This is a genomic window from Caldimonas sp. KR1-144 (assembly GCF_049446155.1).
GTDB lineage: Bacteria > Pseudomonadota > Gammaproteobacteria > Burkholderiales > Burkholderiaceae_C > Rivibacter.
Genome location: NZ_JBMSEE010000003.1, coordinates 42,834 through 67,104, shown reverse-complemented (window position 1 = coordinate 67,104; position 24,271 = coordinate 42,834). Strand labels below are relative to the sequence as shown.

The following is a 24,271-nucleotide window of genomic DNA, read 5'->3' as shown; positions in this document are numbered from 1 at the left end:
TGACCGCATGTCGTCGGACGCCAGCAACCTGACCAACCAGTTCCTGATCGCCATGCCCGGCATGGCGGACGACAATTTCACGGGGGCGGTGGTCTACCTGTGCGAGCACACCGAGCGCGGCGCGCTCGGGCTGGTGATCAATCGCGCCAGCGACATCACGCTGCGCAACCTGTTCGAGAAGATCGACCTCTCGCTCGACCGCGACGACCTGGCCGACCAGCCGGTGTGCATCGGCGGCCCGGTGCAGACCGAGCGCGGCTTCGTGCTGCACAAGCAGATGGCCGACGAAGGCGCAAGTTACAACTCGTCGCTGCGCATCAGCGGCACCGACCTCGAGATGACGACCAGCAAGGACGTGCTGGAGGCCATGTCGCAAGGGGGCGGCCCGCGCAAGGTGCTGATCACGCTCGGCTACAGCGGCTGGGCGCCCGGCCAGCTCGAAGACGAGATCGCACGCAACGGCTGGCTGACCGTCGACGCCGAGCCGGCGGTGATCTTCGAGACGCCGATCGAGCTGCGCTATCAGCGCGCGCTGGGCCTGCTGGGCATCGACCCGAGCTTCCTCAGCGCCCAGGCGGGGCATGCCTGACGTGGCTCGCGCCACCGGGCCCGCCACCGCGCCGCAGACCTTTCTTGCTTTCGATTTCGGGCTGAAGCGCACCGGCGTGGCCGTGGGCAACACGCTCACGCGCGACGCGCGCGCGCTCACCACCGTGGCCGCCGAGGGCGACGCGCGCTTCGCGCCGATCGGCAGGCTGATCGACGAGTGGCGGCCCGACGCGCTGGTGGTCGGCGTGCCGTTCCATCCCGACGGCGCCGCGCACGACAATACGCGTCGCGCGCAGCGCTTCGCGCGCCAGCTGGCCGGACGCTTTCGGCTGCCGGTGCACGAGGTCGACGAGCGCTACACGACCACCGAGGCCTTGTCGCAAGGCGCGAAAGACGCCGACGCGCAGGCCGCCTCGATCATCCTCGATCAGTTCCTCCGAGGACTGCCATGACCACTCTCCATCTCGACGCCGAGGCGCTCTACGCCGACCTGCTGGCGCGCACGCGCGGCCTGCTCAAGCCCGACGCGGTGATCGTCGGCATCTGGTCCGGCGGCGCCTGGCTCGCCGAGCGCCTGCAGCGCGACCTGGGCCTGGGCGGCAAGCACGGCGTGATCTCCAGCACGCTGCACCGCGACGACTTCGGCGAGCGCGGCCTGGCCAGCGGCTCCGATGCGACCTCGCTGCCTTTCGACGTCAACGGCCGCCACGTGCTGCTGATCGACGACGTGCTCTACACCGGGCGCACGACGCGCGCGGTGATCAACGAGCTGTTCGACTTCGGCCGCCCGGCCAGCGTGACGCTGGCGGTGCTGGTCGACCGCGGCGGGCGCGAACTGCCGATCGAACCCGCCGTCTCGGCCGCGCGCGTCGCGCTGCCGTCCCACCAGCGGCTGGCACTGGCGCGCGACGATGCCGGCCGCTTCACCTTCACCGTCGAGGAGTCTCGTTGATGTTGGCGCGCCGCAACCCTCAGCTCAACAAGCACGGCGAGCTGATCCACCTGCTGTCGATCGAGGGCCTGCCCAAGGCGGTGCTCTCGCACATCCTCGATACCGCCGAGACCTTTCTCTCGGTCAACGACCGCGAGGTCAAGAAGGTGCCGCTGCTGCGCGGCAAGAGCGTGTTCAACCTGTTCTTCGAGAACAGCACCCGCACGCGCACCACGTTCGAGATCGCGGCCAAGCGCCTCTCCGCCGACGTGATCAACCTCGACATCGCGCGCAGCTCCACCGCCAAGGGCGAAAGCCTGCTCGACACGATCGCCAACCTCTCGGCGATGCACGCCGACATGTTCGTCGTGCGCCATGCGGAGAGCGGCGCGCCGTACCTGATCGCGCAGCATGTCGCGCCGCACGTGCATGTGGTCAACGCCGGCGACGGGCGCCATGCGCACCCGACGCAGGGCCTGCTCGACATGTACACGATCCGCCACTACAAGCGCGACTTCACGAACCTCACGGTCGCGATCGTCGGCGACATCGTGCACTCGCGCGTGGCGCGCTCCGACATCCATGCGCTGACCACCCTGGGCGTGCCCGAGGTGCGCGCGGTCGGACCCAAGACCCTGGTGCCGGGCGATCTCAAGGAGATGGGCGTGCGCGTGTGCCACTCGCTCGAAGACGGCATCCGCGGCGCCGACGTGATCATCATGCTGCGCCTGCAGAACGAGCGCATGAGCGGCGCGATGCTGCCCAGCGCCGGCGAGTACTTCAAGAGCTACGGCCTCACGCCCGAGCGTCTCGCGCTCGCCAAGCCCGATGCGATCGTGATGCATCCGGGCCCGATCAACCGCGGCGTCGAGATCGACTCCGCCGTGGTCGACGGCAAGCAAAGCGTCATCCTGCCGCAGGTGACCTTCGGCATCGCGGTGCGCATGGCGGTGATGTCGATCATCGCGGGGAACGAAGCATGAAGCTGCTGATCACCAACGGCCGCCTGGTCGACCCGGCATCGGGCCGCGACGAAGTGGGCGACCTCGCGATCGCGAGCGGTCGCATCGTCTCGCTCGGCAAGGTGCCGGCCGATTTCTCGGCCGACCGCACGGTCGACGCGCGCGGCCTCGTCGTCGCGCCGGGCCTCGTCGACCTCGCCGCGCGGCTGCGCGAGCCGGGCCACGAGCACGAGGGCATGCTCGAAAGCGAACTCGCCGCGGCCGCGGCCGGCGGCGTCACCAGCCTGGTATGCCCGCCCGACACCGATCCGCCGCTCGACGAGCCGGGCCTCGTGGAGATGCTCAAGTTCCGCGGCCGCAAGCTCTCGCGCTGCCGGCTGTTTCCGCTCGGCGCGCTGACGCGCGGCCTGGCCGGCGACACGCTGACCGAGATGGCCGAGCTCACCGAATCCGGCTGCGTCGGCTTCTCGCAGGGCGACCACATGATCGGCGACACGCAGGTGCTGCTGCGCGCGCTGCAGTACGCCTCGACGTTCGGCTATGCGGTCTGGCTGCGGCCCAACGACCCGTGGCTGGGCAAGGGCGTCGCGGCCAGCGGCGCGATCGCGACGCGCCTGGGCCTGTCGGGCGTGCCGGTCGCGGCCGAGACGATCGCGCTGCACACCATCCTCGAGCTCGTGCGCCAGACCGGTGCGCGCGTGCACCTGTGCCGCCTGTCCAGCGCGGCCGGCGTCGAGCTCGTGCGCGCGGCCAAGGCCGAGGGCCTGCCGGTCACCGCCGACGTGAGCATCAACTCGCTGCATCTGACCGACGTCGACATCGGCTACTTCAACTCGGCGATGCGCCTGGTGCCGCCCTTGCGCCAGCAGCGCGACCGCGATGCGCTGCGCGCAGGCCTTGCCGACGGCACGATCGACGCGCTGGTGAGCGACCACACGCCGGTCGACACCGACGCCAAGACGCTGCCCTTCGGCGAGGCGGAACCCGGCGCCACCGGGCTCGAGCTACTGCTGAGCCTGGCGCTCAAGTGGGGCGCGGACAGCGGCCTCGCACTGGCGCCGACGCTGGCGCGTATCACCAGCGAGCCGGTGCGCGTGCTGGGCGCCGCGGTCGGCTCGCTGGCCGCAAGCGCCGGCCGCCTGGTCGAAGGCGGCGTGGCCGACATCTGCGTGTTCGACCCCGAGGCCACCTGGGCCGTGAGCGACGACGCGCTCGCCAGCCAGGGCAAGCACACGCCGTTCGCGTTCGCGACCAGCGGCGCGGCGCTGCCGGGCCGCGTGCGACTGACGGTGGTGGCCGGCACGGTCGCGCACGAAGCCGCCGACGCGGCCGCCGCTGCTTGATCCGCAGGCTGCGCGCCGTCTGGCGCCTCGCCCGTGTGGTCGTGCACGGGCTGCACGGCCTGGCGATCGTGCTGCTGCGCTTTCCTTCGCTCGGCACGGCCGAGCGGCAGGCGCGCGTGCAGTGGTGGTCGCGCAAGATGCTGCGCCTGATGGGCATCGGCCTGGAGACGGTGGGCACGCCGCGGCCAGGTGGCACGCTGGTGGTGGCCAACCATGTCTCGTGGCTGGACATCGCGGCGATCCATGCGGCGCGTCCGCAGGTGCGCTTCGTGTCCAAGGCCGACGTGAAGTCGTGGCCGCTGGTCAGCCGGCTCGTCGACGCGGCCGGCACGCTCTACGTCGAGCGCGAGCGCCGGCGCGACGCGATGCGCGTGATGCACACCATCGCCGAAGCGCTGGCCCAAGGCGATGCGGTCGGCGTGTTTCCCGAAGGCACGACCGGCGACGGCCACGCGCTGCTGCCCTTTCACGCCAACTTGCTGCAGGCGGCCATCGCCGCCGGGGCGCCGGTGCAGCCGGTGGCGCTGCGCTACCGCGACGCGACGCAGGCCGTGAGCCCGGCCGCGGCCTACATCGGCGACACCAGCCTCGCGCAGTCGATGTGGTGGATCGCCTGCGCCGAGGGCCTGGTCGTGCGCGTGCAATGGCTGCCGGCCGAAGGCAGCCGCCATGCCGACCGGCGCGCGCTGAGCGCGCTGCTGCGCGAGCAGATCGCGCAGGCGCTGGGCGAAGAACCACTGCACGGCGAGAACTGAGTCACGCCGCGCGCCCGGCGTTCAACCGCAGCGCCGCGAGCGAACAAGCGAGGGTGGGCACGCGAGCCTAGATTGGCTCGCACCGATGAATGCCCGCCTCCTGCCTTCGCGATGAGCGCCGCCGACACCACGACGCTGCGGCTGCTGCGCCTCGTGCAGAACCAGGTTCAAGTCGGCCAGCCGCTGCCCTTCGGCGTGCGCGACGAGCACGGCAAGCTCCTGCTCGCGCGTGGCCAGGTGATCCAGGACCAGGACCAGCTCGACGCGCTGCTCGAGCGCGGCGCCTACGTCGACGCCGAGGAACTGCGCAAGGCCAAGGGCGGCAAGTCCGACGACGCCCCCGCACGCGCGCTCACCCTGTTCGACAGCTGGGAGCAGATGATCTGGCGCCTCGACCGCCTGCTGCGCGGCATCGGCGACCCCGGCTTCCCCCAGCGTGCCGACGAACTCGCGCGCGCCTTCGTCGCGCTGGTGCAGCGCGACCCCGACATCGCGATCTACTTCGCCGTGCGCCAGGATCCCCGCCGCCTGGCGCTCTATGGCCTCACGCACAGCCTGCACACCGCGCTGGCCTGCCTGCTGGTGGCCCAGCGCATGAACATGGAAGAGGCGTCGCAGCTTTCGCTGCTGAAGGCCGCCATGACGATGAACCTCGCGATCGTCGAGCTGCAGGGCCGGCTCGCGGCCCACGGCAACCGCCCGACCGAGCAGCAGCGCCAGGCGCTCGCCGCGCATCCGCAGGCCGCGGCGCTCGCGCTGGCCGCCGCGGGCGTGACCGATGAAGACTGGCTGGCCGCCGTCGCGATGCACCACGAGCGCCCCGACGGCCGCGGCTATCCGAACGGCGTGGCCCTGACCCATCCGCTCGGCGCGATGCTGCGCAAGACCGATGTCTTCATGGCCAAGATCAGCCCGCGCGCGCAGCGGCCGGCGCAGACGGTGCAGGAGGCCGAGCGCCAGCTGTTCGCCGAAGAAGGCGGCAGCCCGTTCGCGGCGGCCCTGGTCAAGGAGTTCGGCATCCACCCGCCGGGCGCGTTCGTCCAACTCAAGTCGGGCGAAGCGGCCGTGGTCGTGCGCCGCGGCGCGACGGTCGGCACGCCGCTCGTCGCTGCCATCACCAACCGCGACGGCATGCCCATCGTCGACACCGTGCGGCGCGACACATCACGCGCGGAGTTCGCGATCGCCGGCCCCGCGCGCAACCAGCGCGCCGTGCTGCGCGTGCCGCCGGAGCGGCTGTTCGGGCTGGTGAGCTGAGTCGTCAGGCCTTGCCCTGGTTCGCCACCGCCGCCGCGGCCTTGGCGGCCGCCTCGGCGTCGCCGAGGTAGTACTTCTTCAAGGGCTTGAGGTCGGCATCGAGCTCGTAGACCAGCGGGATGCCGTTGGGGATGTTCACGCCGACGATGTCGGCATCGCTGATGCCATCCAGATGCTTGACCAGCGCACGGATCGAGTTGCCGTGCGCGGCGATCACGATGCGCTGGCCCGAACGGATCGCCGGTGCGAGCGTCTCGTTCCACAGCGGCAGCACGCGCGCGACGGTGTCCTTCAGGCATTCCGTCAGCGGCACCTGTTCGGGCGCCAGCTTGGCGTAGCGCAGATCGGCGCGCTCGCTGCGCGGGTCCGTGGGCTCCAGCGCCGGCGGCGGCGTGTCGTAGCTGCGGCGCCAGACCAGCACCTGCTCGTCGCCGTACTGCCTGGCCATGTCGGCCTTGTTGAGGCCTTGCAGCGCGCCGTAGTGGCGCTCGTTGAGGCGCCAGTCCTTGACCACCGGCAGCCAGGTGCGGTCCATCTTGTCGAGCGCGAGCCACAGCGTCCAGATCGCGCGCTTGAGCACCGAGGTGTAGGCGACGTCGAATTCCCAGCCGCCTTCCTTGAGCAGGCGACCAGCCTCCTGCGCCTGGGCGACGCCGGTGTCGGTGAGCTCGACGTCGGTCCAGCCGGTGAAGCGGTTCTCGAGGTTCCAGGTCGATTCGCCGTGGCGGATCAGCACGAGCATGTACATGGCAGGGCGAGCGTGAGCGCAGTGGAAAGGTGAGGGGACGGAAAACGCCGGATTCTAGAATCGCGGTCTTCGCCGCCCGGCCTGACGCCGGCGGCCCACCACCCGACGCGCCCCTTCGGCGCGAGCAGACCGTGAGCTTCTTCCTCCAGAACTGGTACCTCTTCCTTGCCGCGGCCGTGTCCGGCCTGCTGCTGCTGTGGCCTGCGATCTCGCGTTCGGGCGGCGGCGCGGCCTCCGTGTCGCCGTCCGAGGCGGTGCTGATGATCAACCGCGAGAAGGCGGTGCTGATCGACGTCAGCGAGCCCTCCGAGTTCGCCAGCGGCCATGCGCTGAACGCGCGCAACGTGCCGCTGGGCGAGCTCGACAAGGGCGGCCACAAGTCGCTGCCGTCGAACAAGCAGCTGCCGGTGCTGGTGATGTGCCCGACCGGCGCGCGCGCGCGCCGCGCGGTGGCCACGCTGAGCAAGCTGGGCCATGCCAACGTGCGCGCGGTGGCCGGCGGGCTGGCGGCGTGGCGCGAAGCGCAACTGCCGACCGAGAAGTCGTCGACAGCCTGAGCACTTATCACGATTGCACAAGCCTTGCCGGCGGCAAGGCCGTGACGCCTCGATGACAATTCAGGCCTAGCGTTTGCTTTCGTTCGATTCCATGCAAGTCGTCAGGATGTACACGACGCTGGTCTGCCCCTACTGCCAGCGTGCCAAGGCGCTGCTGAAGCAGCGCGGCGTCGAGGCCATCGAGGAGATCCGCGTCGATCTCGATCCCGCCCAGCGCGCGGCCATGATGCAAAAGACCGGCCGCCGCACGGTGCCGCAGATCTTCATCGGCGAGACCCACGTCGGCGGCTGCGACGACCTGATGGCGCTCGACCAGCGCGGCGGCCTGCAGCCGCTGCTGCGTGCCACGATCGCCTGAGCCCTCAGGCCATAATCGCCGTCTGTCCTCGGCCCGCACCCGGTGGCGTGCGGGCCGTTTGCTTTTCGCGAGAAACGCCGGAAGACCCTCATGGCCGAGCAAGACCTTAACCCCGTGTTCCAGATCCAGCGCGTCTACCTCAAGGACCTGTCGCTGGAGCAGCCCAACTCGCCGCAGATCCTGATGGAGCAGAGCCAGCCGGCCGTCGAGATCAACCTCGGCGTCGCGGTCGAGGGCGTGGCCGACGGCTTGTTCGAAGTCAGCGTGACGGCCACCGTGACCACCAAGCTCGGCGAGCGCACGCTGTTCCTGGTCGAGGGCAAGCAGGCAGGCATCTTCGAGATCCGCAACCTGCCCGACGAACAGATGGGCCCCGTGCTCGGCATCGCCTGCCCCGGCATCGTCTACCCCTACCTGCGCGGCAACATCTCCGACGTCATCACGCGCGCCGGCTTCCCGCCCGTGCACCTGGCCGAGGTGAACTTCCAGGCCATGTACGAGGCCCAGCAGCAGGCCCAGGCGCAAGGCGGCACGCCCAACGGCGGCGGCTCGCCGATCATCACGCAGGCCTGAGGCTTCCCGCGGCGGCGATGAGGATCTCCGTCCTCGGCGCCGGTGCCTGGGGCACCGCGCTCGCGGCGCAGGCCGCGAACCGTCACGAGGTGCTGCTGTGGGCGCGCGACGCGGCCCAGGCCGCGGCGATCGCCGCGGCACACGCCAACGAGCGCTACCTGCCCGGCGTCAAGCTGCCGGGCGCGCTGGCCATCGGCCATGAACTCGACGCCGCGCTCGCTCACGCGGGCGGCGATGGCCTGGTCGTCATCGGCACGCCGATGGCCGGGCTGCGCGAGATGCTGTCGCGCTGCGCACAGGCGCTGCCGGCCGGCGCCGGCGTGGTCTGGCTCAGCAAGGGCTTCGAGGCCGGCACCGGCGCGCTCGGCCACGAGATCGCGCGCGAGGTCGCGCCCCGGCTCGCCAGCGGCGTGCTGTCGGGGCCCAGCTTCGCGCTCGAGGTCGCGCGCGGCCAGCCGACCGCGCTGGTCGCGGCCAGCGCCGATGCCGCGCTCGCCGAACGTGCGGTCGCGGCCTTCCACGCCGACGCGCTTCGCATCTACACCTCCAGCGATCCGGTCGGCGTCGAGGTCGGCGGCGCGGTCAAGAACGTGCTCGCGATTGCCACCGGCATCTGCGACGGCATGCCGCAGCCCGGCGGCCGCGAACCGGGCCTGGGCCTCAACGCGCGCGCCGCGCTGATCACCCGCGGCCTGGCCGAGATGACGCGCCTGGGCATCGCGCTCGGCGCGCGTGCCGACACCTTCATGGGCCTGTCGGGCTTGGGTGACCTGGTGCTCACGGCCACGGGCGCGCTCTCGCGCAACCGCACGGTCGGCCTGCAGCTCGCGCAGGGCCGCGCGCTGTCCGACGTGCTGGCCCACCTGGGCCACGTCGCCGAGGGCGTGCTCAGCGCGCCCACCGTGCTGGCGCGCGCGCAGGCGCTGGGCGTCGAGATGCCGATCACCGCGGCGGTCGTCGCGGTGCTGGAAGGCCGCGCCAGCGCGGCCGACGCGCTGGCGCAGCTGATGAGCCGCGGCGCACGCGCCGAGCACTGAAGAAGCCCGTCCCCATGCCACTGACCCGGCGCCGCTGGCTCGCCGCCGGCGCCCTCGCGGCGCTCGCCGCACCGGCGCGTTCCGCCGACTGGCCGGGCCGTTCGCTGCGCCTCGTCGTGCCGTTTCCGCCCGGCAGCTCACCGGACATCATCGCGCGGCTGATCGCCGAGCCGCTCGCGCAGCGCCTGGGCCAGACGGTGGTGGTCGACAACAAGCCCGGTGCCGGCGGCAACATCGGCACCGGCCTGGTCGCCAAGGCCGACGGCGACGGCAGCACCTGGCTGTTCACGATCCAGGGGCCGCTGGTCACCGCGCCGCTGCTGGCGAAGTCGCTGCCCTACGACCCGGCGCGGCAGCTGCGCCCGGTCACGCTGGTCGCCACCTCGCCCAACGTGCTGATCGTCGACCCGGCGCTCGGCGTGAACACGCTGGCGGAGTTCGTTGCGCTCGCGAAGGCGCGCGCAGGCGCGCTCGCCTACGGTTCGGTGGGCACCGGCAGCGCGGCCCACCTCGCGATGGAGTGGTTCAAGGCGCGTGCCGGCATCGACCTGCTGCACGTGCCCTACCAGGGCTTCCCGCAGGTCGTGAACGCCATCCTCGGTGGCCAGGTGGAGGCCGGCTTCATGGTGCCGGCGATCGCGATGAGCCAGGTGCGCGCCGGCAAGCTCAAGGCGCTGGCGGTCACCACGCCGGGCCGCAGCGCCGCGCTGCCCGAGCTGCCCACGGTCGCCGAACAGGGCTTCCCCGGCTTCGAGGCGATCTCGTGGCAGGCGGTGCTCGCGCCGGCGTCGACACCGACGCCGATCGTCGAGCGCATGAACCGCGAGCTGATCGCGATCGTGCGCAGCGAGGCCGTGCGCACGGCCATCCTCGGCCAGTACTTCAGCGCCGCGGGCACCGCGCCGGAAGCGCTGGCCACGCTGATGAAGAGCGAGCGCGAGCGCTGGGGGCAGGTGATCAGGGCCGCGGGGCTGCGGGCGGAGTAAGGGTGGCATCCGAGGCCATGGAGCCGGCGGATGCCGGCGTGTCACGGACGAACGTGGCCCGAATCGGAAACTGCATCGTGCACGGCTGACCGGCGCATCGAGCCGGCGTGAAGCGCTGCTGCTTCATGACGAATCCCGACACCATCTCGACCATCGCAGGTTCGGCGGCGCCGACGACTTCGACGTGCGTCGCGCTGCCATGCTCATCGATCGTGACGAACATCGACAGTGATTTCGACGTCGTTCGCACGAGACCCCGGGCGAATCCGATCACACGATAGATGGCCAAGGGCCCGCCCACCGGGTATGGCGGCACGACGTCCTCGGGCAGCGCTTCGTACAGCGAACGTACGGCGATACGGTCCTCGGCCGCCAAGTCGGCGTAGCTTCTGTCCAGGGCGATCGAGCCCAGTACCGTGCCAGCCAACCGGTGATCGTCTTCGGTGACGGGGGCAAGGAGGGACGGCGGCGCCGGATCGACTCTGAAATCGAACTCCTGCTGCACGGTCAGCTGGCCCTGGTTTCGATGTGCGGAGCAGTCATAGGCCATCACATAGCGGCGCACCACTCCGTGATAGACCGATGGCCCCGAGAGAATGGTGGCATCGACGGGACGACCGTTCTCTATCCGGGTCTCGACCCGTACGACGCCTGAAATGCCCCGCCTGAGCGCCTCGCTTGGGAAGTCCGGACCTTTACGAGCGTGCTTGCAGCTGATGCCGATCTGAGAGGCAGCGTCGGCATCTGGGGGCCGATCCGGCAATCGCTCCGACAAGGTCTGCGCATGGGCGGCAAACGTCGCGAACACGACCAGCGTGCCCCCAAAGAGCTTGGACGCGAGGCCCGTCTCCCGAGCTTGCATTCGAAGTTCGATCGGCAGCCTCCTGTGCATCGCTCCTCCTCGATTCATTGTTCGCCATCGTCCACGATGCCGCATCGGTCCGTCGCAGGAGTGTTCGGGGCTTGCCTCAGGTTCTCCACACCCGCGGCGCACAGGGCTCGATCGCCCACAGCGCGCGCCGCCACGCCGCCCATACCTGCAGCAGCGCGACATGCAAGGGCTCCACGCGCGCGGCGAGCGCGCGCAGCACGATGACGCGCGGCTGCGGCGAGGTGCAGCCCATGGTGGGCGCGTCGGCGGGCCAGGCGGCGCGCGCGGCTTCGGCGAGCTCGTTGCGGCGCGCGTCGGGCAGCGGCTCGCCGAAGGCGCACCAGGCGGTGGCCAGTACCGCGTGGCCGGCGAAGCCGAGCGGGCTGGCCAGGCGGCGGCGCGTGAGCTCGGCCAGCGCGGGGTCGTCGAAGTCGAGCACGCCGCGCTCGAGCCAGTCGCCACCGTTCGCGCCTGCCAGCTCGATCGATTGCTCGAAGCGCCCGCGTGCGAAGGCCTCGCCGGCGGCCGGCAGGCCCAGCGCGAGCAGGTCCCAGCCGATCATCGAGGCACCCGGCGCCAGCTCGAATCGCAGCGTGTTGGCCGCGCGTGCGCCGTCGTGCACCAGGGTTTCGAGCGGCAGCCATTCGAGCCGCGCGGCGGCATCGACGCGGGCAAGCACCTGCTGCCGCGCGCTCGCGCCGCCGCTGCGGTAAAAGCGCGTCGCGCCGGGCGTCGTGACGAGCGCATGCGTGCCGGCGGCCAGCCGCGCATCGACCTCCAGCGTGTCGCCGCCGACGATGCCGCCGGGCGGATGCACGATCACGTGGTGGCAGGTGGCCGGGCCCTCGGGGTAGAGGCTTTGCAGCACGCGCAGCGGGCCTTCGTGCGCCGCGCGGCCGATGGTGCGCGGGGCGGGGGCATCAGGGTCGAGGCGATAGTCGAGTCGTAGTCGGGCGTGCCAGCTCATCGCCCGCATCTTCTCCTGAAACGTCGCGCAGTCGCCGCGCCAGCGCACCGAAGCGCCGCCGGTACTGCGCCGGCGTCAGCCCCACCTTGCGGCGAAACAGCCGGCCGAAGAAGCTCGCGTCCTGGTAGCCGACCTCGAACGCGACCGCCTCGATCGGCAGGTCGCCCGACTCGAGCAGCTGCTTGGCCTCCTCGAGCCTGAGCGTGTGCACGTACTCCAGCGGCGCATGGCCGGTGGCCTGCGCGAAGCGGCGCGAGAAGCTGCGCTCGGCCAGGCCGCTCATCTGCACCATCGTCGCGACCGGCGCCTCATGGCGGTAATGCTCGGCGGCCCACTCCTGGCAGCGCGCGATCACCGGGTCGGCGAGCTGCGCGGTGCGCGCCATTGCCGCATAGGCCAGCGGGCTGGTCGTGCTCCAGTCCAGCAGGTTGAGCCGCGCGACCTGCATCGCCTCCTCGGCGCCGACGAAGCGCGCGATCAGGAACAGCGCCAGCGCATGCCAGCTCGTGCCGCTGCCGGCCATCACCAGCCGCTGGCCGATGCCGGCGGCGACCAGCGCGCGCTCGGGCTGCCAGCGCGTGTCGGGGTAGTCGCGCTGCAGCGCCTCGCAGTAGCCCCAGTGCGAGGTGCCCTCGAGCCCGGCGAGCAGCCCGGTGCGCGCCAGCAGCACCGCGCCCGAGCAGGCCGAGGCCAGCGTCGCACCGGCGGCGTGGCAGCGCCGCAGCCAGTCGGCCTCGAGGTCGTAGCGCTCGCCCAGCGGCTCCCAGGGCGGGATCGCGAGGTCGGTGATCACCACCACGTCGGGGCGCGGATCGTCGGCGATCGCGGCATGCGCCTCGACCAGCACGCCATTGGCGCAGCGCAGCGGCCGGCCGTCGCGGCTGACGACGAAGGGCTCGATCGGCGCGGTGACCTCGGCGCCGTGCAGCAGCATGTGCCAGTCGCGCCGCACGCCGGCGAGCAGGTCGTACAGGCCCATCAGCGTCGAGGCCGTGGTGGCCGGGACGGCGACGAGCGCGACGCGCAACGCTGGTTCGACGGTCATGGCCGAAATGTCCGTTTTGTTGCCGCAATGACTTTAGTGGACGGCTCTCGCGGGCACCACCATTCGCAGCGCCGGGCACGTCGACCCGGTCCTGCTTTTGGTGGAGATGGCGATGAAGGATTCCGTGGGATACGAACTGTCCGGCTGCAACGCGCAGGCGATCGACCTGCTCGAGCGCGGCCTGTACGAGATGCGCTGCTATGCGGTCGATCCGCTGGCCTCGGCCGACGCAGCGCTGGCGGCCGCACCCGAGTGCGTGATGGCGCACGTGCTGCGCGCCTGGCTGCACGTGCTCGGCACCGAGGCGCCGGCGCTGCCGGTCGCGCGCGAGGCGCTGTCCGCGGCGCGCGTGCTGCCGCACACCGAGCGCGAGGCCGGCCACCTGCGCGCGATCGAGCTGTGGGCCAACGGCCGATGGCATGCCGCCGGGCGCGCGCTCGAGGACCTGAACATCGCCTACCCGCGCGACGTGCTGGCGCTGCAGGCCGGCCACCAGCTCGACTTCTTCACCGGCGACGCGCGCATGCTGCGCGACCGCATCGCGCGCGCGATGCCGGCGTGGTCGAGCGCCACGCCGGGCTGGCACGCGGTGCTGGGCATGCATGCCTTCGGCCTCGAGGAGTGCGGCGACTACGCCCAGGCCGAGCGGCTCGGCCGCGCCGCGGTCGAGCTGGAGCCGCGCGACGCCTGGGCGCAGCACGCGGTTGCGCACGTGATGGAGATGCAAGGCCGCACCCAGGAAGGCGTGCGCTGGATGCGCGCGAACGCCGGCTGGCAGCAGGGCAGCTTCCTCGGCGTGCACAACTGGTGGCACCTGGCGCTGTACCACCTGGCGCGCGGCGAGACCGACGAGGTGCTGGCCCTGTTCGACGGGCCGATCGACGGCGCGGGCTCGGCCGTGGTGATGGAGCTGATCGACTCGGCCGCGCTGCTGTGGCGGCTCGAGCTGGCCGGCGTCGATGTCGGCGCGCGCTGGCAGTCGGTGGCCGATCGCTTCGCACCGGCGGCGGGCAGCGGCAACTACGCCTTCAACGACCTGCATGCGGCGATGGCCTTCGTGCGCGCCGGCCGCGATGCGCAGCTCAACGAGCTGCTGGCCGCGCAGCAGGCCGCGATGGCGCGCGACGACGACAACGCCGCGTTCACGCGCGAGGTCGGCGCGCCGGCGACGCAGGCGGTGATCGCCTACGCGAGCGGCGACTTCGCGCGCAGCGTGGAGCTGCTGCGCCCGGTGCGCAACATCGCGCACCGCTTCGGCGGCAGCCACGCGCAGCGCGACCTGCTCGACCAGACGCTGATCGCCGCCGCACGGCGCGGCGGGCGCAGTGGCCTGGTCGCCGCGCTGGAGGCCGAGCGCGCGGCGGCGGCGCGCTCGCGGCGCCAGGGCTTGGCCTCATGAGGCCGCTCGCGCTGATCGGCGCGGCCTTGTTGGCCACGCTGGTGGGCGTCGCGGCGGCGTGCGGCGATCCTCGCCGGCCGGCGGTCGAGGAGGGTGGCGACGCGCTGCCGTGCGGGCGCACCCTCTGCCGCTGAGGCTCGCACGCCGAGATCGGCGTCATCGTTCCTGATCGAGCGACCCCAGCAGCCGCTCGAGCGCCTGCGGGTCGACCGGCTTGACGAGGTGTGCGTCGAAACCGGCTTGCGCCGAGCGGCTGCGGTCTTCCTCCTGGCCCCAGCCGGTCAGTGCGATCAGGAAGGGCGCGTGCGCGCCTTGCTCGCGGCGGATCCGCCGCGCGACTTCCAGCCCGCTCATCACCGGCAGGCCGATGTCCAGCACCACGGCGTCCGGACGCTCGTCCAGCGCCAGCCGCACGGCGGTCGCGCCGTCGTGGGCCAGCATCGCCTCGTGGCCCTTGAGCTGCAGCACCGCCGCCAGGCTGCGCGCCGCGTCCTCGTTGTCGTCGACGACCAGCACGCGCCGACGCACCGTGTGAACCGGCGCGGCCGGCGCGGCGGCCGGCGGCGGCCCGTCGCGCCGCGTGATCGGCAGGCGCACGATGAACTCGCTGCCCTGACCGCGGCCCGCGCTCTCGACATGCACCGACCCACCGTGCAGTTCGATCACGCGCCGCACCAGCGCCAGGCCGATGCCCAGCCCGCCTTGCCTGCGCTCGACCGAGCTGTCCACCTGCGTGAACATCTCGAAGATGCGCCCGCGCTCGTGTGCCTCCAGGCCGATGCCGGTGTCGTGCACGCGCAGCACCGCTTCGCCGATCTCGCGCCCGGCCGACACCCAGATGCGCCCGCCCGGCGGAGTGAACTTGCAGGCGTTGCTCAGCAGGTTGACCACCACCTGCGTCAGCCGCGCCGCGTCGGCATTGAGGTAGACCGGCTGGAGCGATGGCGTGACGGTCAGTTGGTGACGCAGCGGCTTGCATTGCGCGAGCGCCACGTCGACGGCATTGCGCACGATCGCGTTGAGCTCCACCGCCTCGCGGCGCAGTTCGATCTTGCCCTGCGTGACGCGGCTGACGTCGAGCAGGTCGTCGATCAGCCGCCCCATCTGGGCGACCTGCCGTTCCATCATCTCGGCCAGGCCCTGCAGCTGCTGGGGATCGCCCGCCACCTGCGGCAGCAGATGAACCGCGTTGCGCAGCGGCGCCAGGGGATTGCGAAGCTCGTGCCCGAGCATCGCGATGAAGGCGGTGCGCTGGCGGTCGGCCTCGGCCAGCGCCTCGACCGCCTGCTGCAGCCGCTCCTGCAGCTGCTTCCACTGCGTCTGGTCGCGCATCACCTTCACGAAACCCACCAGCTCGCCGCGCGCGTCGCGCACCGCCGTCGTGATGCCGGCGGCGTAGAACGCATCGCCGTTGCTGCGGCGCATCCAGCGGTCGTTGTTCACCTGGCCGGCGCGCGCTGCCTCCTCGAGTTCGCGCTGCGGCACGCAGTCGTCGAGCGCTTCGGGCGTGAAGATCGCGCTGCCGACGTCACGGCCGACGAAGTCGGCCTCGGCGTAGCCGAGCACGCGCGCGACGCCCTGGTTCCAGGTCGTCGCGCGGCCGTCCAAGTCGATCGCGAAGATCGCGTAGTCCTTGATCTGCTCGATCGCCACCAGCAGGTGCTGGCCGGGATCCGGATCGGAGGCGGGCGCGGCGGAGTTCACGGCGCATCGGTCCCATCGAGGCGGAAGCGGGGCGGCTGCTGCGTTCCGCGCACGCAGCGCTACGCAGGCGACATGGCAAGCCGCGTGCCGCGGCCCGCGCCAGGGCGCTGCTCGGCCGGCGGCGCGCCGTCAGCCTGCGCCGCTATCCTCGCTTCCCATCGCCACCAGCGACCTTCCCATGACCCTCGCCGCCCACGGCCCGGACCTGGCCACAAGCCACGCCCGCGCCACCCATCCGATCGTCTACCTGATCCTCGTGCTGCCCTTCGGCGCGCTGTCGGGCTTTCTCACCACCGCGATCGCCTACGAGCTCTCGCAGGCCGGCCTGAGCGTCGAGCAGGTGGCCGGGCTGGTGGCCTTCAGCTTCCTGCCGCACACCTGGAAGTTTCTGTGGGCGCCGGTCGCGGACGCGACCTTTACGCGCAAGGGCTGGTACCGCTCGATGGCGGTGGTCAGCGCGCTGGGCTTCTTCGCGACCGCGGCGATCCCGGCCACGCCGGCCGCGCTGCCCTGGATGTACCTCGTGGTGGGCGTGTCCAACATCGCGATCACGCTGCTGGTGATGTCGATCGAGAGCCTGATGGCGCACGACTCGCCGCCCGATCAGCGCGGTCGCGTCGCCGGCTGGTTCCAGGCCGGCAACATGATCGGCGGCGGCATCGGCGGCGGCCTCGGCCTGTGGCTGACGCGCACGCTGCCCGAGGCCTGGATGGCCGGCGCGGTGCTGGCGCTGGGCACGGTGCTGTGCACGCTGGCGCTCAAGCCGCTGCGCGAGCCGCCGCCGATGGCCAGCGCCACCGGCCGCCCGCTGCGCGACATGTTCGAGGCGCTGCGCGACCTCTGGCAGGTGCTGCGCACGCGCTCCGGCTGGCTGGCCGCGCTGATCTGCCTGATGCCGCTGGGCACCGGCGCCGCGATGGGCCTGGGCGCCGCGGTGGCCGACGACTGGCATGCCAGCGCCACGACGGTGGCCACCGTGGGCGGCGTGCTCAGCGGCCTGGTCGCTGCGCTGGGCTGCTGGGTCGCGGGCCCGCTGTGCGACCGCATGGACCGAAAGACCGCCTACCTGCTGTTCGGCCTCACGCAGTCGGCCTGCGCGCTGGCCATGGCGCTCGCGCCGCGCACCGAGACGATGTTCATCGTCTTCTCGCTGATCTACGCGTTCACCGGCGGCCTGGCCTACACCGGCTACACCGCGGTGGTGCTCGAAGTCATCGAAGGCGGCGCCGCGGCGACCAAGTACACGATGTTCTCGTCGCTGGCCAACATGCCGATCGCCTACATGATCATGATCGACGGCTGGGCGCACGGGCGCTTCGGCGCCGGCGGCATGCTCTACACCGAAGCCGCGCTCAGCACGCTGGGCGCGGTGGTGTTCGCGGTCGTGGCGGCGGTGGCGATCAACCGGCGGCGGCCGGTGGCCGCCGCGGCCTGATCGGCGCTGCGTTCAGGTGGCCAGGCGCGGGCGCGCGGCCGGCACGAGCGAGCGGATCAGCCAGTACGACACCGCCGCGATCGCGACGCCGAAGAACCAGCCGTAGGTGCCCCACCAGCCGGGCAGCAGCGTCGTGAAGTTGGGCAGGATGCTCGAGAACAGCGTGCCGATGCCGGCGGCCACGAAGGCCGGCACGTGCCAGCCGCCCTGGAAGCGGAACTCGCCGTCCTCGCGGTAGAGCGCGGCGACATCGATCTCGCCCTTGCGGATCAGGTAGTAGTCCACCAGGATGATGCCCAGCAGCGGACCCATCGTCGCGCCGATCGCGTTGACGAAGCTCGCCGCGTTGCCCTCCCACGGCGCGAAGGGGTAGAGCGCCAGCGCGATCAGCGCCGCGATGTAGCCGCCGCGCTTGAAATCGATCTGCTTCGGGAACACGTTGGCGAAGTCGAACGCCGGCGAGACGAAGTTCGCCACCACGTTGATGCCCAGCGTCGCGACCGCGAAGGTCAGCGCAGCCAGCAGCGCGAGGAACCAGCTGTCGAACTTGGCCGAGATCTGGTCGGGGTGCAGCAGCACCTCGCCGTAGACCTGGTAGGCCGCGATCGTCGTCACGCCGGCGACCAGCGAGAACAGGATCAGGTTGACCGGCAGGCCCCACAGGTTGCCGGTGCGCACGGTCTTCTTGTCCGGCGCGTAGCGCGAGAAGTCGCAGAAGTTCAGGTACAGCGCCGCGAAGTAGGTGACCCAGGTGGCCGCCACCGCGGCGAGCGCCGCGAACGAGCCCGGTTGGCCGCTGACGCCGGCGTCCTTGGTCTTGTCGAGCAGCACGTCCATCGGGATCGCGTGGCTGAACGAGAAGCCGCCGGCCTTGACGCACAGGCCCACCGCGAGGATCAGCATCATCACCCACACGGCGGGGCCGGCCCAGTCCTGGAACTTGCGCACCGTCTCCATGCCGCGCTGGATGATCAGCAGCTGCAGCGCCCAGATCACGACGAAGCAGATCACCTCCAGCCCCGAATGCCCGAGCCAGTGCGTCGTCTGGTGGAACTGCAGGAAGCCTTCGCTGCGGATCAGCAGCGCGACGATCGCGCCCGAGGCTGCGGCGGTCTGTGCGCCGTACCAGAAGCACGCGACGATGGCGCGCACCAGCGCCGGGACGTTGGCGCCCCAGATGCCGAACGAGGCGCGCGCGAGCACCGGATAGGGCACGCCGGTCTTCACGCCCGCGTAGCCCACCAGGTTCATCAGCGCAAAGATCACCAGCGAGCCGATGCCGATCGCGACGATGAAGTTGACGAAGCTGCCGCACAGCAGGAACAGGCTGGCCGCGAGGTAGTAGCCCCACAGGCTGTGCACGTCCGAGGTCCAGACGTTGAAGATGCTGAAGGCGCCCCAGTTGCGCTGCTTCGCGGGCGCGAGGTCCTCGTTGTAGAGGGCCGGTGACGGGTTCTGGATTTCCATTCGCAAGCGCTCCTCTTCCACGTGGGCCTCGGCCCGGGTTACGACGACGGTTGGGCTACGACAGCAGGTCGAGCAGGCAGCGCGCAACGACCTTGGTCGCGCGGCGCAGGTCTTCGAGCACGAGGTGCTCGTCGGCGCGCTTGGCGTTCGACTCCAGCACCGTGCGCGGCCCGGCGCCGTAGATCACCGCCGGCACGCCGTGTGCGCCGTACAGGCGCACGTCGGTGTAAAGCGGCGTGCCGCATTCGGGGATCTCGACGCCGAACACCTCGCGGCCGTGGCTCTGGATCGCCTGCACCAGCGGCGCGTTGCCGGGCTGCGGCTTCAGCGGGTTGGCCTTCAGCAGGCGCCGGATCTCGAGGCGAATGCCCGGCGAGGCGGCGACCGTGCGCTCGATGAGCGAACGCACCTCGGCCTCGACCGCGCCGATGTCCTCCTCGGGAATCAGGCGGCGGTCGAGCCTGAGCACCACCTTGCCGGGCACCACGTTGGTGTTGCTGCCGCCTTCGATGCGGCCGACGTTGAGATAGGGGTGCGTGATGCCCGCGACCTGCGAGCGGCGTGAGCGCAGCACGTCGTTGTGCGCGAAGAGCGCGGTGAGCAGCCTGTTGGCGGCCTGCAGCGCGTCGACGCCGGTTTCCGGATAGGCCGCGTGCGAGGCCGTGCCGTGCAGCGCGACCTCGAACTGCAGGCAGCCGTTGTGCGCGGTGACCACCTGGTAGCTGAAGCCGGCGGCGATCAGCAGGTCGGGTTTCGTGAGGCCGTGGGCGAGCAGCCAGCCCGGGCCGAGCTCGCCGCCGAACTCCTCGTCGTAGGTGAAGTGCAGCTCGACGGCGCCGTTCAACGGAGCGGCGAGCGACTCGATCGCGCGCAGCGCGAAGGCGTAGGTCGCGAAGTCGCTCTTGCTGACCGCCGCCGCGCGGCCGTAGAGGCGCCCGTCGGCGAGCTCGGCGCCGTAGGGGTCGTGCGTCCAGCCTTCGCCGGGCGGCACCACGTCGCCGTGGGCGTTGAGCGCGATCGTCCGGCCGCCGGCACCGAAGCGGCGGCGCACGATCAGGTTGGTGATCGATTCGAGCCCGTAGGCGCGCACTTCGGTCTCCGGCACCGGGTAGCGCTCGACTTGCCAGCTGAAGGCGCGCAGCAGCTCGGTCGTGCGCTCGGCGTGCGGCGCGTTGTTGCCCGGCGGCGTGTCGGTTGGCACGCGCACCAGGGCTTGCAGGAAGCGCACTTCCTCGTCGAAGTTGGCGTCGATCCAGGTGTCGAGTTGGTGGTGCAGGTTCATGGTGGTCAGCGAGGCTCCCTCGCCCCGCTTGCGGGGAGAGGGTTGGGGTGAGGGGTCGAGCCGAAGCCCTCACCCCCGCCCTCTCCCGCACGCGGGAGAGGGAGCGACGAGGCGCCTGCTTCCAACTCGTCGAGCAGACGCGCAAACGCCGCCACCGCGAGCTCGGCGTCGTCGGCGGTGATCGACTCCAGCGGGTTGTGGCTGATGCCGCTGTTCTGGCCGCGCGTGAACAGCATGGCCTGCGGCATCACCTCGTGCAGCTTCATCGCGTCGTGGCCGGCGCCGCTGGGCATGCGAAACACGGGCAGGCCGAGCGACTCGACGGCACGCTCCCAGCGCTGCTGCCACGCCGGCGCGCTGGGCGCGGCGGCGGCGATCATCGTGCGCTCGAGCCTGAAGTGCAGTCCGCGCGCGTCGCAGATGCGCTTCAGCTCGGCGGTCACGTCGGCGGCCAGCGCGTTGCGTGCCTCGTTGGTCGTGGCGCGCAGGTCCAGGCTGAAGCGGCAGCGTCCCGGCACCACGTTGATCGAGCCGGCCGGCACCTCGAGCATGCCGACGGTGCCGACCACATCGGGCACCGCGGCGGCGCGCCGCTCGACGAACAGCGCCAGCTCGGCCACCGCGCAGGCCGCGTCGCGGCGCCGGCCCATCGGCGTGGTGCCGGCGTGGCTGGCCATGCCGATCACCTCGCCGACATAGCGCACGCTGCCGTTGATCGAGGTCACGATGCCCAGCGGCAGGTCGAGCTCGTCGAGCACCGGGCCTTGCTCGATGTGGACCTCGACGAAGCCGAGGTAGCGCGACGGATCGCGCCTGAGCGCGCCGATCGCCTCCAGCGTGGCCGGCAGGCCGGCGCCACGCATCGCGTCGCGCATGGCGACGCCGTCGGCATCGACCTGCTCGAGCCAGGCCGGATCGAAGCCGCCGGTCAGCGCGCCGGAGCCGAGGAAGGTCGCCTTGTAGCGCTGGCCTTCCTCCTCGGCGAAGCCGACCAGCTCGATGCCGAACGGCAGCCGCCGTCCGGCGCGCGACAGCTCGCGCACGCAGGCCATCGGCACGAAGATGCCCAGGCGCCCGTCGTACTTGCCGCCGTTGCGCACGGTGTCGTAGTGGCTGCCCGTGAGCAGCCGCTTGGCGCCCGCCTCGGCGCCGTGATAGACGCCCACGACATTGCCGACCGCGTCGGTCGAGACCTCGTCGAAGCCGCATTCGCGCATCCACGCGGCCAGCTGCGCGGCGCAGGCGCGATGCGCGTCGGTCAGGTAGGTGACGGTCAGCTGCCCCTGCTCCTTGAAGCCGGGGTCGCTGTGCGCGGCCAGTTGCTCGGCCCAGTCCCACACGCGTTTGCCGCGCGCCGGCGCGTGGCCGAACTTGTCGTTCAGCCGCAGCTCGGCAATGCGGTGGATGTTGCGCAGGCACTCCGCGAACTCGAAGTCCGGGTGACCGTCCAGCCGGCGCGCGAAGGTCGCGATGATCTCGGCGCGCGAAAGCCCGCTGCCGCGCGGGCCCAGCACCGCGAGGATGAAGGGCCAGCCGAACTTCGCGTTGTAGTCGGCGTTGAGCTTTTGCAGCGCCGCGAACTCCGGCGGGCTGCAGTTCGTGAGGCCCGAGGCGGTTTGCTCGTTCGTGCTCTCGGCGGTCAGCGTCTTGGCGACCATGGCCTTGCCGGCCAGCTCGGGGTGGGCGCGGATCAGCGCGAGCTGCGCATCGCGCGAGGCTTCGCGTACCGCCTCGACCAGGCCGCGCTTGAGCGCGGCCAGCGTCGCGAACGGCCGCTTGGCTGCCGCCGCGCGCGCGATCCACGGCGAGCGCTCGTAGATGCCGTCGAGCAGCGCGACGAACTCGTCGTCGCCGGCGGCGTTGAGTGCGTCCAGCGTGAGCGTCATGGGATCAGCTCCACACGAAGGCCGTGGCCGGGTCGAACGGGTGCGTGGCGCGCCAGTGCTCGGCGATCTGGATGCGCTGCGCGACCCAGACGCGGTCGTGGCGCTCGACGTGGTCGAGAAAGCGCTGCAGCGCGCGCAGGCGCCCGGGGCGGCCGAGCAGGCGGCAGTGCATGCCGATGCTCATCATCTTGGGCGCCTCGTCGCCCTCGGCGTAGAGCACGTCGAAGCTGTCGCGCAGGTACTCGAAGAACTCGTCGCCGTGCGAGAAGCCCTGCGGCAGCGCGAAGCGCATGTCGTTGCAGTCGAGCGTGTAGGGCACCACCAGGTGCGGCGCGAGCGTGCCGTCGCTCTTCTTCACCTGCAGCCAGAACGGCAGGTCGTCGCCGTAGTAGTCGCTGTCGTAGGCGAAGCCGCCGTGCTCGGCCACGAGCCGTCGCGTGTTGGGGCTGTCGCGCCCGGTGTACCAGCCCAGCGGCCGTTCGCCGGTCAGGCGCTCGATGATCTCCATGCCGCGGCGCAGGTGCTCGCGCTCGGTGGCCTCGTCGAGGTTCTGGTAGTGGATCCAGCGCCAGCCGTGGCAGGCAATCTCGTGGCCGAGCTCGACGAAGGCCGCCGTCACCTCCGGGCAGCGCTCCAGCGCCATGCTGACGCCGAACACGGTGAGCGGCAGGCCGCGCCGCTCGAACTCGCGCAGCAGCCGCCACACGCCGGCGCGCGAGCCGTACTCGTAGATGCCCTCCATGCTGAGATGCCGCGCCGGGTAGGACGCCGGGTTGAACATCTCGGAGAGGAACTGCTCGCTGCCGGCGTCGCCGTGCAGCACGCTGTTCTCGCCGCCTTCTTCGTAGTTGAGGACGAACTGCAGCGCGATGCGCGCCTTGCCGGGCCAGTGGGCGTGCGGCGGCAGGCGGCCGTAGCCGCGCAGGTCGCGGGGGTAGGTGGGGGTGTTCATCATCACTGCGCCAGCGGCTTGAGCGCCGTTTCGAGATCGGGCACGCGCGGATGAAGCCGCAGGTTGTGCTCGACGTTGTGCAGGTGCGCCTCGAGCAGCTTGAGCGCTGCCTTGGCGTCGCGCTTCTCGAGCGCGTCGACGATCGCCACGTGCTCGGCGAACGAGGCTTCGGCCGAGTGGGCCGACTGGTACATCAGCGAGATCAGCGACGAGCGCGACAGCAGGTCCTCGATCAGCTCGGCCAGCGTGTGGTTGCCCAGCATGCGCGCCAGCACGACGTGGAAGTCCGCCAGCAGCCGCGTGCGCCCCGGCACGTCGGTGCGCTGCACCGCGGCGCGCTCCTCGCGCAGGTGCTCGCGCAGCTCGGCCACCTGCGCGGGCGTGATGCTCTTGGCCAGCCGCTGGATCAGCGCCGACTCGATCAGGTGGCGCGCCTCGAACACCTCGCGCGCCTCCTCGACGCTGGGCGTGGCGATGAAGGCGCCGCGCGCCGGCGACAGCGTCACGAGCTTGTCGCGGCTCAACTGCATCAGCGCCTGGCGCACCAGGGTGCGCGAGACCTTGAAGATGTCGGCGAGCTTCTGCTCGACCAGCTTGGTGCCCGGCATCAGCCGGCGCTCGACGATCGCCGTGGTGAGCGACTCGACGATGCGCTCGGTGGTGGTCACGCCGGCCGTGGCCGGGGCGCGGCGGCGCGCGGCGATCGAGCGGGGGGCGGGGCGAGGGGCGGCGGCCATCGGCAGCTTGTTTTGTGTTCTGGACTGTATACACTTTGCCGCGAAGTTCAACCCGCGCTTTCAACCCGCGCGTTCAACCTGCAGTTCGCGCCACGGAGTTCCGCATGGGCAAGCTCACCACCCACGTGCTCGACACCATGCACGGCTCACCGGCCGCGGGCATGGCCGTCGCGCTCTATCGGCTGGGCGCGAACGGCGCCGAGCCGGTCAAGACCCTCACGCTCAACCAGGACGGCCGTGCCGACGCGCCGCTGCTCGAGGGCGCCGCGCTGCTGCCGGGCCGCTACCGGCTGGTGTTTTCGGTGGGGTCCTACTTCCGTGCCCGAGGTGCCGCGCTGCCCGAGCCGCCCTTCCTCGACGAGGTGCCACTGGACTTCGGCATCGCCGATGCGTCGGCGCACTATCACGTGCCGCTGCTGGCGAGCCCGTGGGCGTATTCGACCTACCGCGGTTCGTGAGCCAGTCTGTAT

Annotated in this window: 26 protein-coding genes; 16 read left to right on the top strand and 10 right to left on the bottom strand. The window is 71.4% G+C overall.

Annotated features, from left to right (window positions below; translation table 11 throughout):
- Nucleotides 1–7 precede the first annotated feature (7 nt).
- The 7 genes from ACO2TI_RS08245 to ACO2TI_RS08215 all read left to right on the top strand — a co-directional run bounded on the left by ACO2TI_RS08245 (nucleotide 8) and on the right by ACO2TI_RS08215 (nucleotide 5,797).
- Entirely contained in the window at nucleotides 8–589 is a 582-nt protein-coding gene (locus ACO2TI_RS08245; protein ID WP_423283450.1) for a YqgE/AlgH family protein, read from the top strand.
- Complete coding sequence (gene ruvX / locus ACO2TI_RS08240; protein ID WP_423283449.1) at nucleotides 582–1,001, top strand: Holliday junction resolvase RuvX; 420 nt, start codon at nucleotides 582–584, stop codon at nucleotides 999–1,001. Before ACO2TI_RS08245 ends, ruvX begins: the two co-directional genes overlap by 8 nt.
- On the top strand, nucleotides 998–1,501 hold the full coding sequence (pyrR, locus tag ACO2TI_RS08235) for a bifunctional pyr operon transcriptional regulator/uracil phosphoribosyltransferase PyrR (RefSeq protein WP_423283447.1): 504 nt from the start codon (nucleotides 998–1,000) through the stop codon (nucleotides 1,499–1,501). The genes ruvX and pyrR overlap by 4 nt, the downstream gene beginning before the upstream one ends.
- A complete protein-coding gene (locus tag ACO2TI_RS08230) occupies nucleotides 1,501–2,463 on the top strand; it encodes an aspartate carbamoyltransferase catalytic subunit (RefSeq protein ID WP_423283446.1) in 963 nt (320 codons plus the stop codon). Before pyrR ends, ACO2TI_RS08230 begins: the two co-directional genes overlap by 1 nt.
- Entirely contained in the window at nucleotides 2,460–3,785 is a 1,326-nt protein-coding gene (locus tag ACO2TI_RS08225) for a dihydroorotase (RefSeq protein ID WP_423283444.1), read from the top strand. The genes ACO2TI_RS08230 and ACO2TI_RS08225 overlap by 4 nt, the downstream gene beginning before the upstream one ends.
- On the top strand, nucleotides 3,782–4,540 hold the full coding sequence (locus ACO2TI_RS08220) for a lysophospholipid acyltransferase family protein (RefSeq protein ID WP_423283443.1): 759 nt from the start codon (nucleotides 3,782–3,784) through the stop codon (nucleotides 4,538–4,540). Before ACO2TI_RS08225 ends, ACO2TI_RS08220 begins: the two co-directional genes overlap by 4 nt.
- Before the next feature lie 111 nt (nucleotides 4,541–4,651).
- Nucleotides 4,652–5,797 (top strand): HD-GYP domain-containing protein, encoded by a 1,146-nt coding sequence (locus ACO2TI_RS08215; RefSeq protein ID WP_423283442.1) that lies wholly within the window; start codon nucleotides 4,652–4,654, stop codon nucleotides 5,795–5,797.
- A 4-nt stretch (nucleotides 5,798–5,801) separates the two neighbouring features.
- Here the strand turns inward: ACO2TI_RS08215 and gpmA are convergent, their stop codons facing one another.
- Nucleotides 5,802–6,545 carry a 2,3-diphosphoglycerate-dependent phosphoglycerate mutase gene (gene gpmA, locus ACO2TI_RS08210; protein ID WP_423283441.1) on the bottom strand — a complete coding sequence of 248 codons (744 nt, stop codon included), beginning with the start codon at nucleotides 6,543–6,545 and terminating at the stop codon, nucleotides 5,802–5,804.
- Nucleotides 6,546–6,676: 131 nt separating this feature from the next.
- Between gpmA and ACO2TI_RS08205 the strand changes: the two genes are divergently transcribed.
- From ACO2TI_RS08205 to ACO2TI_RS08185, 5 genes are all read left to right on the top strand, one after another.
- Entirely contained in the window at nucleotides 6,677–7,102 is a 426-nt protein-coding gene (locus ACO2TI_RS08205) for a rhodanese-like domain-containing protein (RefSeq protein ID WP_423283439.1), read from the top strand.
- A gap of 91 nt (nucleotides 7,103–7,193) precedes the next feature.
- Entirely contained in the window at nucleotides 7,194–7,460 is a 267-nt protein-coding gene (grxC, locus tag ACO2TI_RS08200; RefSeq protein WP_423283438.1) for a glutaredoxin 3, read from the top strand.
- Nucleotides 7,461–7,550: 90 nt separating this feature from the next.
- Nucleotides 7,551–8,033, top strand: coding sequence for a protein-export chaperone SecB (secB, locus tag ACO2TI_RS08195; protein ID WP_423283436.1), 483 nt, complete (start codon nucleotides 7,551–7,553; stop codon nucleotides 8,031–8,033).
- A 17-nt stretch (nucleotides 8,034–8,050) separates the two neighbouring features.
- The gene (locus ACO2TI_RS08190) at nucleotides 8,051–9,070 is read left to right on the top strand and encodes an NAD(P)H-dependent glycerol-3-phosphate dehydrogenase (RefSeq protein ID WP_423283435.1); all 1,020 of its coding nucleotides are present in this window, start codon (nucleotides 8,051–8,053) and stop codon (nucleotides 9,068–9,070) included.
- Between the two features lie 14 nt (nucleotides 9,071–9,084).
- Nucleotides 9,085–10,056 (top strand): Bug family tripartite tricarboxylate transporter substrate binding protein, encoded by a 972-nt coding sequence (locus ACO2TI_RS08185; protein ID WP_423283434.1) that lies wholly within the window; start codon nucleotides 9,085–9,087, stop codon nucleotides 10,054–10,056.
- Here the strand turns inward: ACO2TI_RS08185 and ACO2TI_RS08180 are convergent.
- From ACO2TI_RS08180 to ACO2TI_RS08170, 3 genes are all read right to left on the bottom strand, one after another.
- Complete coding sequence (locus tag ACO2TI_RS08180; protein ID WP_423283433.1) at nucleotides 10,028–10,948, bottom strand: hypothetical protein; 921 nt, start codon at nucleotides 10,946–10,948, stop codon at nucleotides 10,028–10,030. The genes ACO2TI_RS08185 and ACO2TI_RS08180 overlap by 29 nt on opposite strands.
- 76 nt (nucleotides 10,949–11,024) lie before the next feature.
- Nucleotides 11,025–11,894 (bottom strand): urease accessory protein UreD, encoded by an 870-nt coding sequence (locus ACO2TI_RS08175; protein WP_423283431.1) that lies wholly within the window; start codon nucleotides 11,892–11,894, stop codon nucleotides 11,025–11,027.
- The gene (locus ACO2TI_RS08170; protein ID WP_423283430.1) at nucleotides 11,848–12,939 is read right to left on the bottom strand and encodes a GlxA family transcriptional regulator; all 1,092 of its coding nucleotides are present in this window, start codon (nucleotides 12,937–12,939) and stop codon (nucleotides 11,848–11,850) included. Before ACO2TI_RS08170 ends, ACO2TI_RS08175 begins: the two co-directional genes overlap by 47 nt.
- A 112-nt stretch (nucleotides 12,940–13,051) precedes the next feature.
- Here ACO2TI_RS08170 and ACO2TI_RS08165 point away from each other — a divergent pair, with 112 nt between their 5' ends.
- Entirely contained in the window at nucleotides 13,052–14,338 is a 1,287-nt protein-coding gene (locus tag ACO2TI_RS08165) for a tetratricopeptide repeat protein (protein WP_423283429.1), read from the top strand.
- Nucleotides 14,335–14,472, top strand: a complete 138-nt coding sequence (locus ACO2TI_RS08160; protein WP_423283428.1) for a hypothetical protein — start codon at nucleotides 14,335–14,337, stop codon at nucleotides 14,470–14,472. The genes ACO2TI_RS08165 and ACO2TI_RS08160 overlap by 4 nt, the downstream gene beginning before the upstream one ends.
- 22 nt (nucleotides 14,473–14,494) lie before the next feature.
- On the opposite strand, the gene ACO2TI_RS08155 is transcribed toward ACO2TI_RS08160, so the two are convergent.
- Nucleotides 14,495–16,042, bottom strand: a complete 1,548-nt coding sequence (locus ACO2TI_RS08155; protein WP_423283426.1) for an ATP-binding protein — start codon at nucleotides 16,040–16,042, stop codon at nucleotides 14,495–14,497.
- Nucleotides 16,043–16,220: 178 nt separating this feature from the next.
- On the opposite strand from ACO2TI_RS08155, the gene ACO2TI_RS08150 reads away from it, so the two are divergent.
- Nucleotides 16,221–17,477 carry an MFS transporter gene (locus ACO2TI_RS08150; RefSeq protein ID WP_423283424.1) on the top strand — a complete coding sequence of 419 codons (1,257 nt, stop codon included), beginning with the start codon at nucleotides 16,221–16,223 and terminating at the stop codon, nucleotides 17,475–17,477.
- 12 nt (nucleotides 17,478–17,489) lie between these two features.
- Here ACO2TI_RS08150 and ACO2TI_RS08145 read toward each other — a convergent pair whose 3' ends face one another.
- The 5 genes from ACO2TI_RS08145 to ACO2TI_RS08125 are packed head-to-tail and all read right to left on the bottom strand — an operon-like array spanning nucleotide 17,490 to nucleotide 23,801.
- Entirely contained in the window at nucleotides 17,490–18,944 is a 1,455-nt protein-coding gene (locus tag ACO2TI_RS08145) for an NCS1 family nucleobase:cation symporter-1 (RefSeq protein WP_423283422.1), read from the bottom strand.
- Between the two features lie 55 nt (nucleotides 18,945–18,999).
- The gene (locus ACO2TI_RS08140) at nucleotides 19,000–20,226 is read right to left on the bottom strand and encodes a M20/M25/M40 family metallo-hydrolase (RefSeq protein WP_423283421.1); all 1,227 of its coding nucleotides are present in this window, start codon (nucleotides 20,224–20,226) and stop codon (nucleotides 19,000–19,002) included.
- Nucleotides 20,227–20,231: 5 nt separating this feature from the next.
- Nucleotides 20,232–22,112 (bottom strand): 2-oxo-4-hydroxy-4-carboxy-5-ureidoimidazoline decarboxylase, encoded by a 1,881-nt coding sequence (gene uraD / locus ACO2TI_RS08135; protein WP_423283420.1) that lies wholly within the window; start codon nucleotides 22,110–22,112, stop codon nucleotides 20,232–20,234.
- Nucleotides 22,113–22,116: 4 nt separating this feature from the next.
- The gene (gene puuE, locus ACO2TI_RS08130; RefSeq protein WP_423283418.1) at nucleotides 22,117–23,064 is read right to left on the bottom strand and encodes an allantoinase PuuE; all 948 of its coding nucleotides are present in this window, start codon (nucleotides 23,062–23,064) and stop codon (nucleotides 22,117–22,119) included.
- Between the two features lie 2 nt (nucleotides 23,065–23,066).
- Nucleotides 23,067–23,801: a GntR family transcriptional regulator gene (locus tag ACO2TI_RS08125; protein ID WP_423283416.1), complete on the bottom strand. Its 735-nt coding sequence runs from the start codon at nucleotides 23,799–23,801 to the stop codon at nucleotides 23,067–23,069.
- Between the two features lie 104 nt (nucleotides 23,802–23,905).
- Here ACO2TI_RS08125 and uraH point away from each other — a divergent pair, with 104 nt between their 5' ends.
- Nucleotides 23,906–24,259: a hydroxyisourate hydrolase gene (gene uraH, locus ACO2TI_RS08120; protein WP_423283414.1), complete on the top strand. Its 354-nt coding sequence runs from the start codon at nucleotides 23,906–23,908 to the stop codon at nucleotides 24,257–24,259.
- Nucleotides 24,260–24,271: the final 12 nt, after the last annotated feature.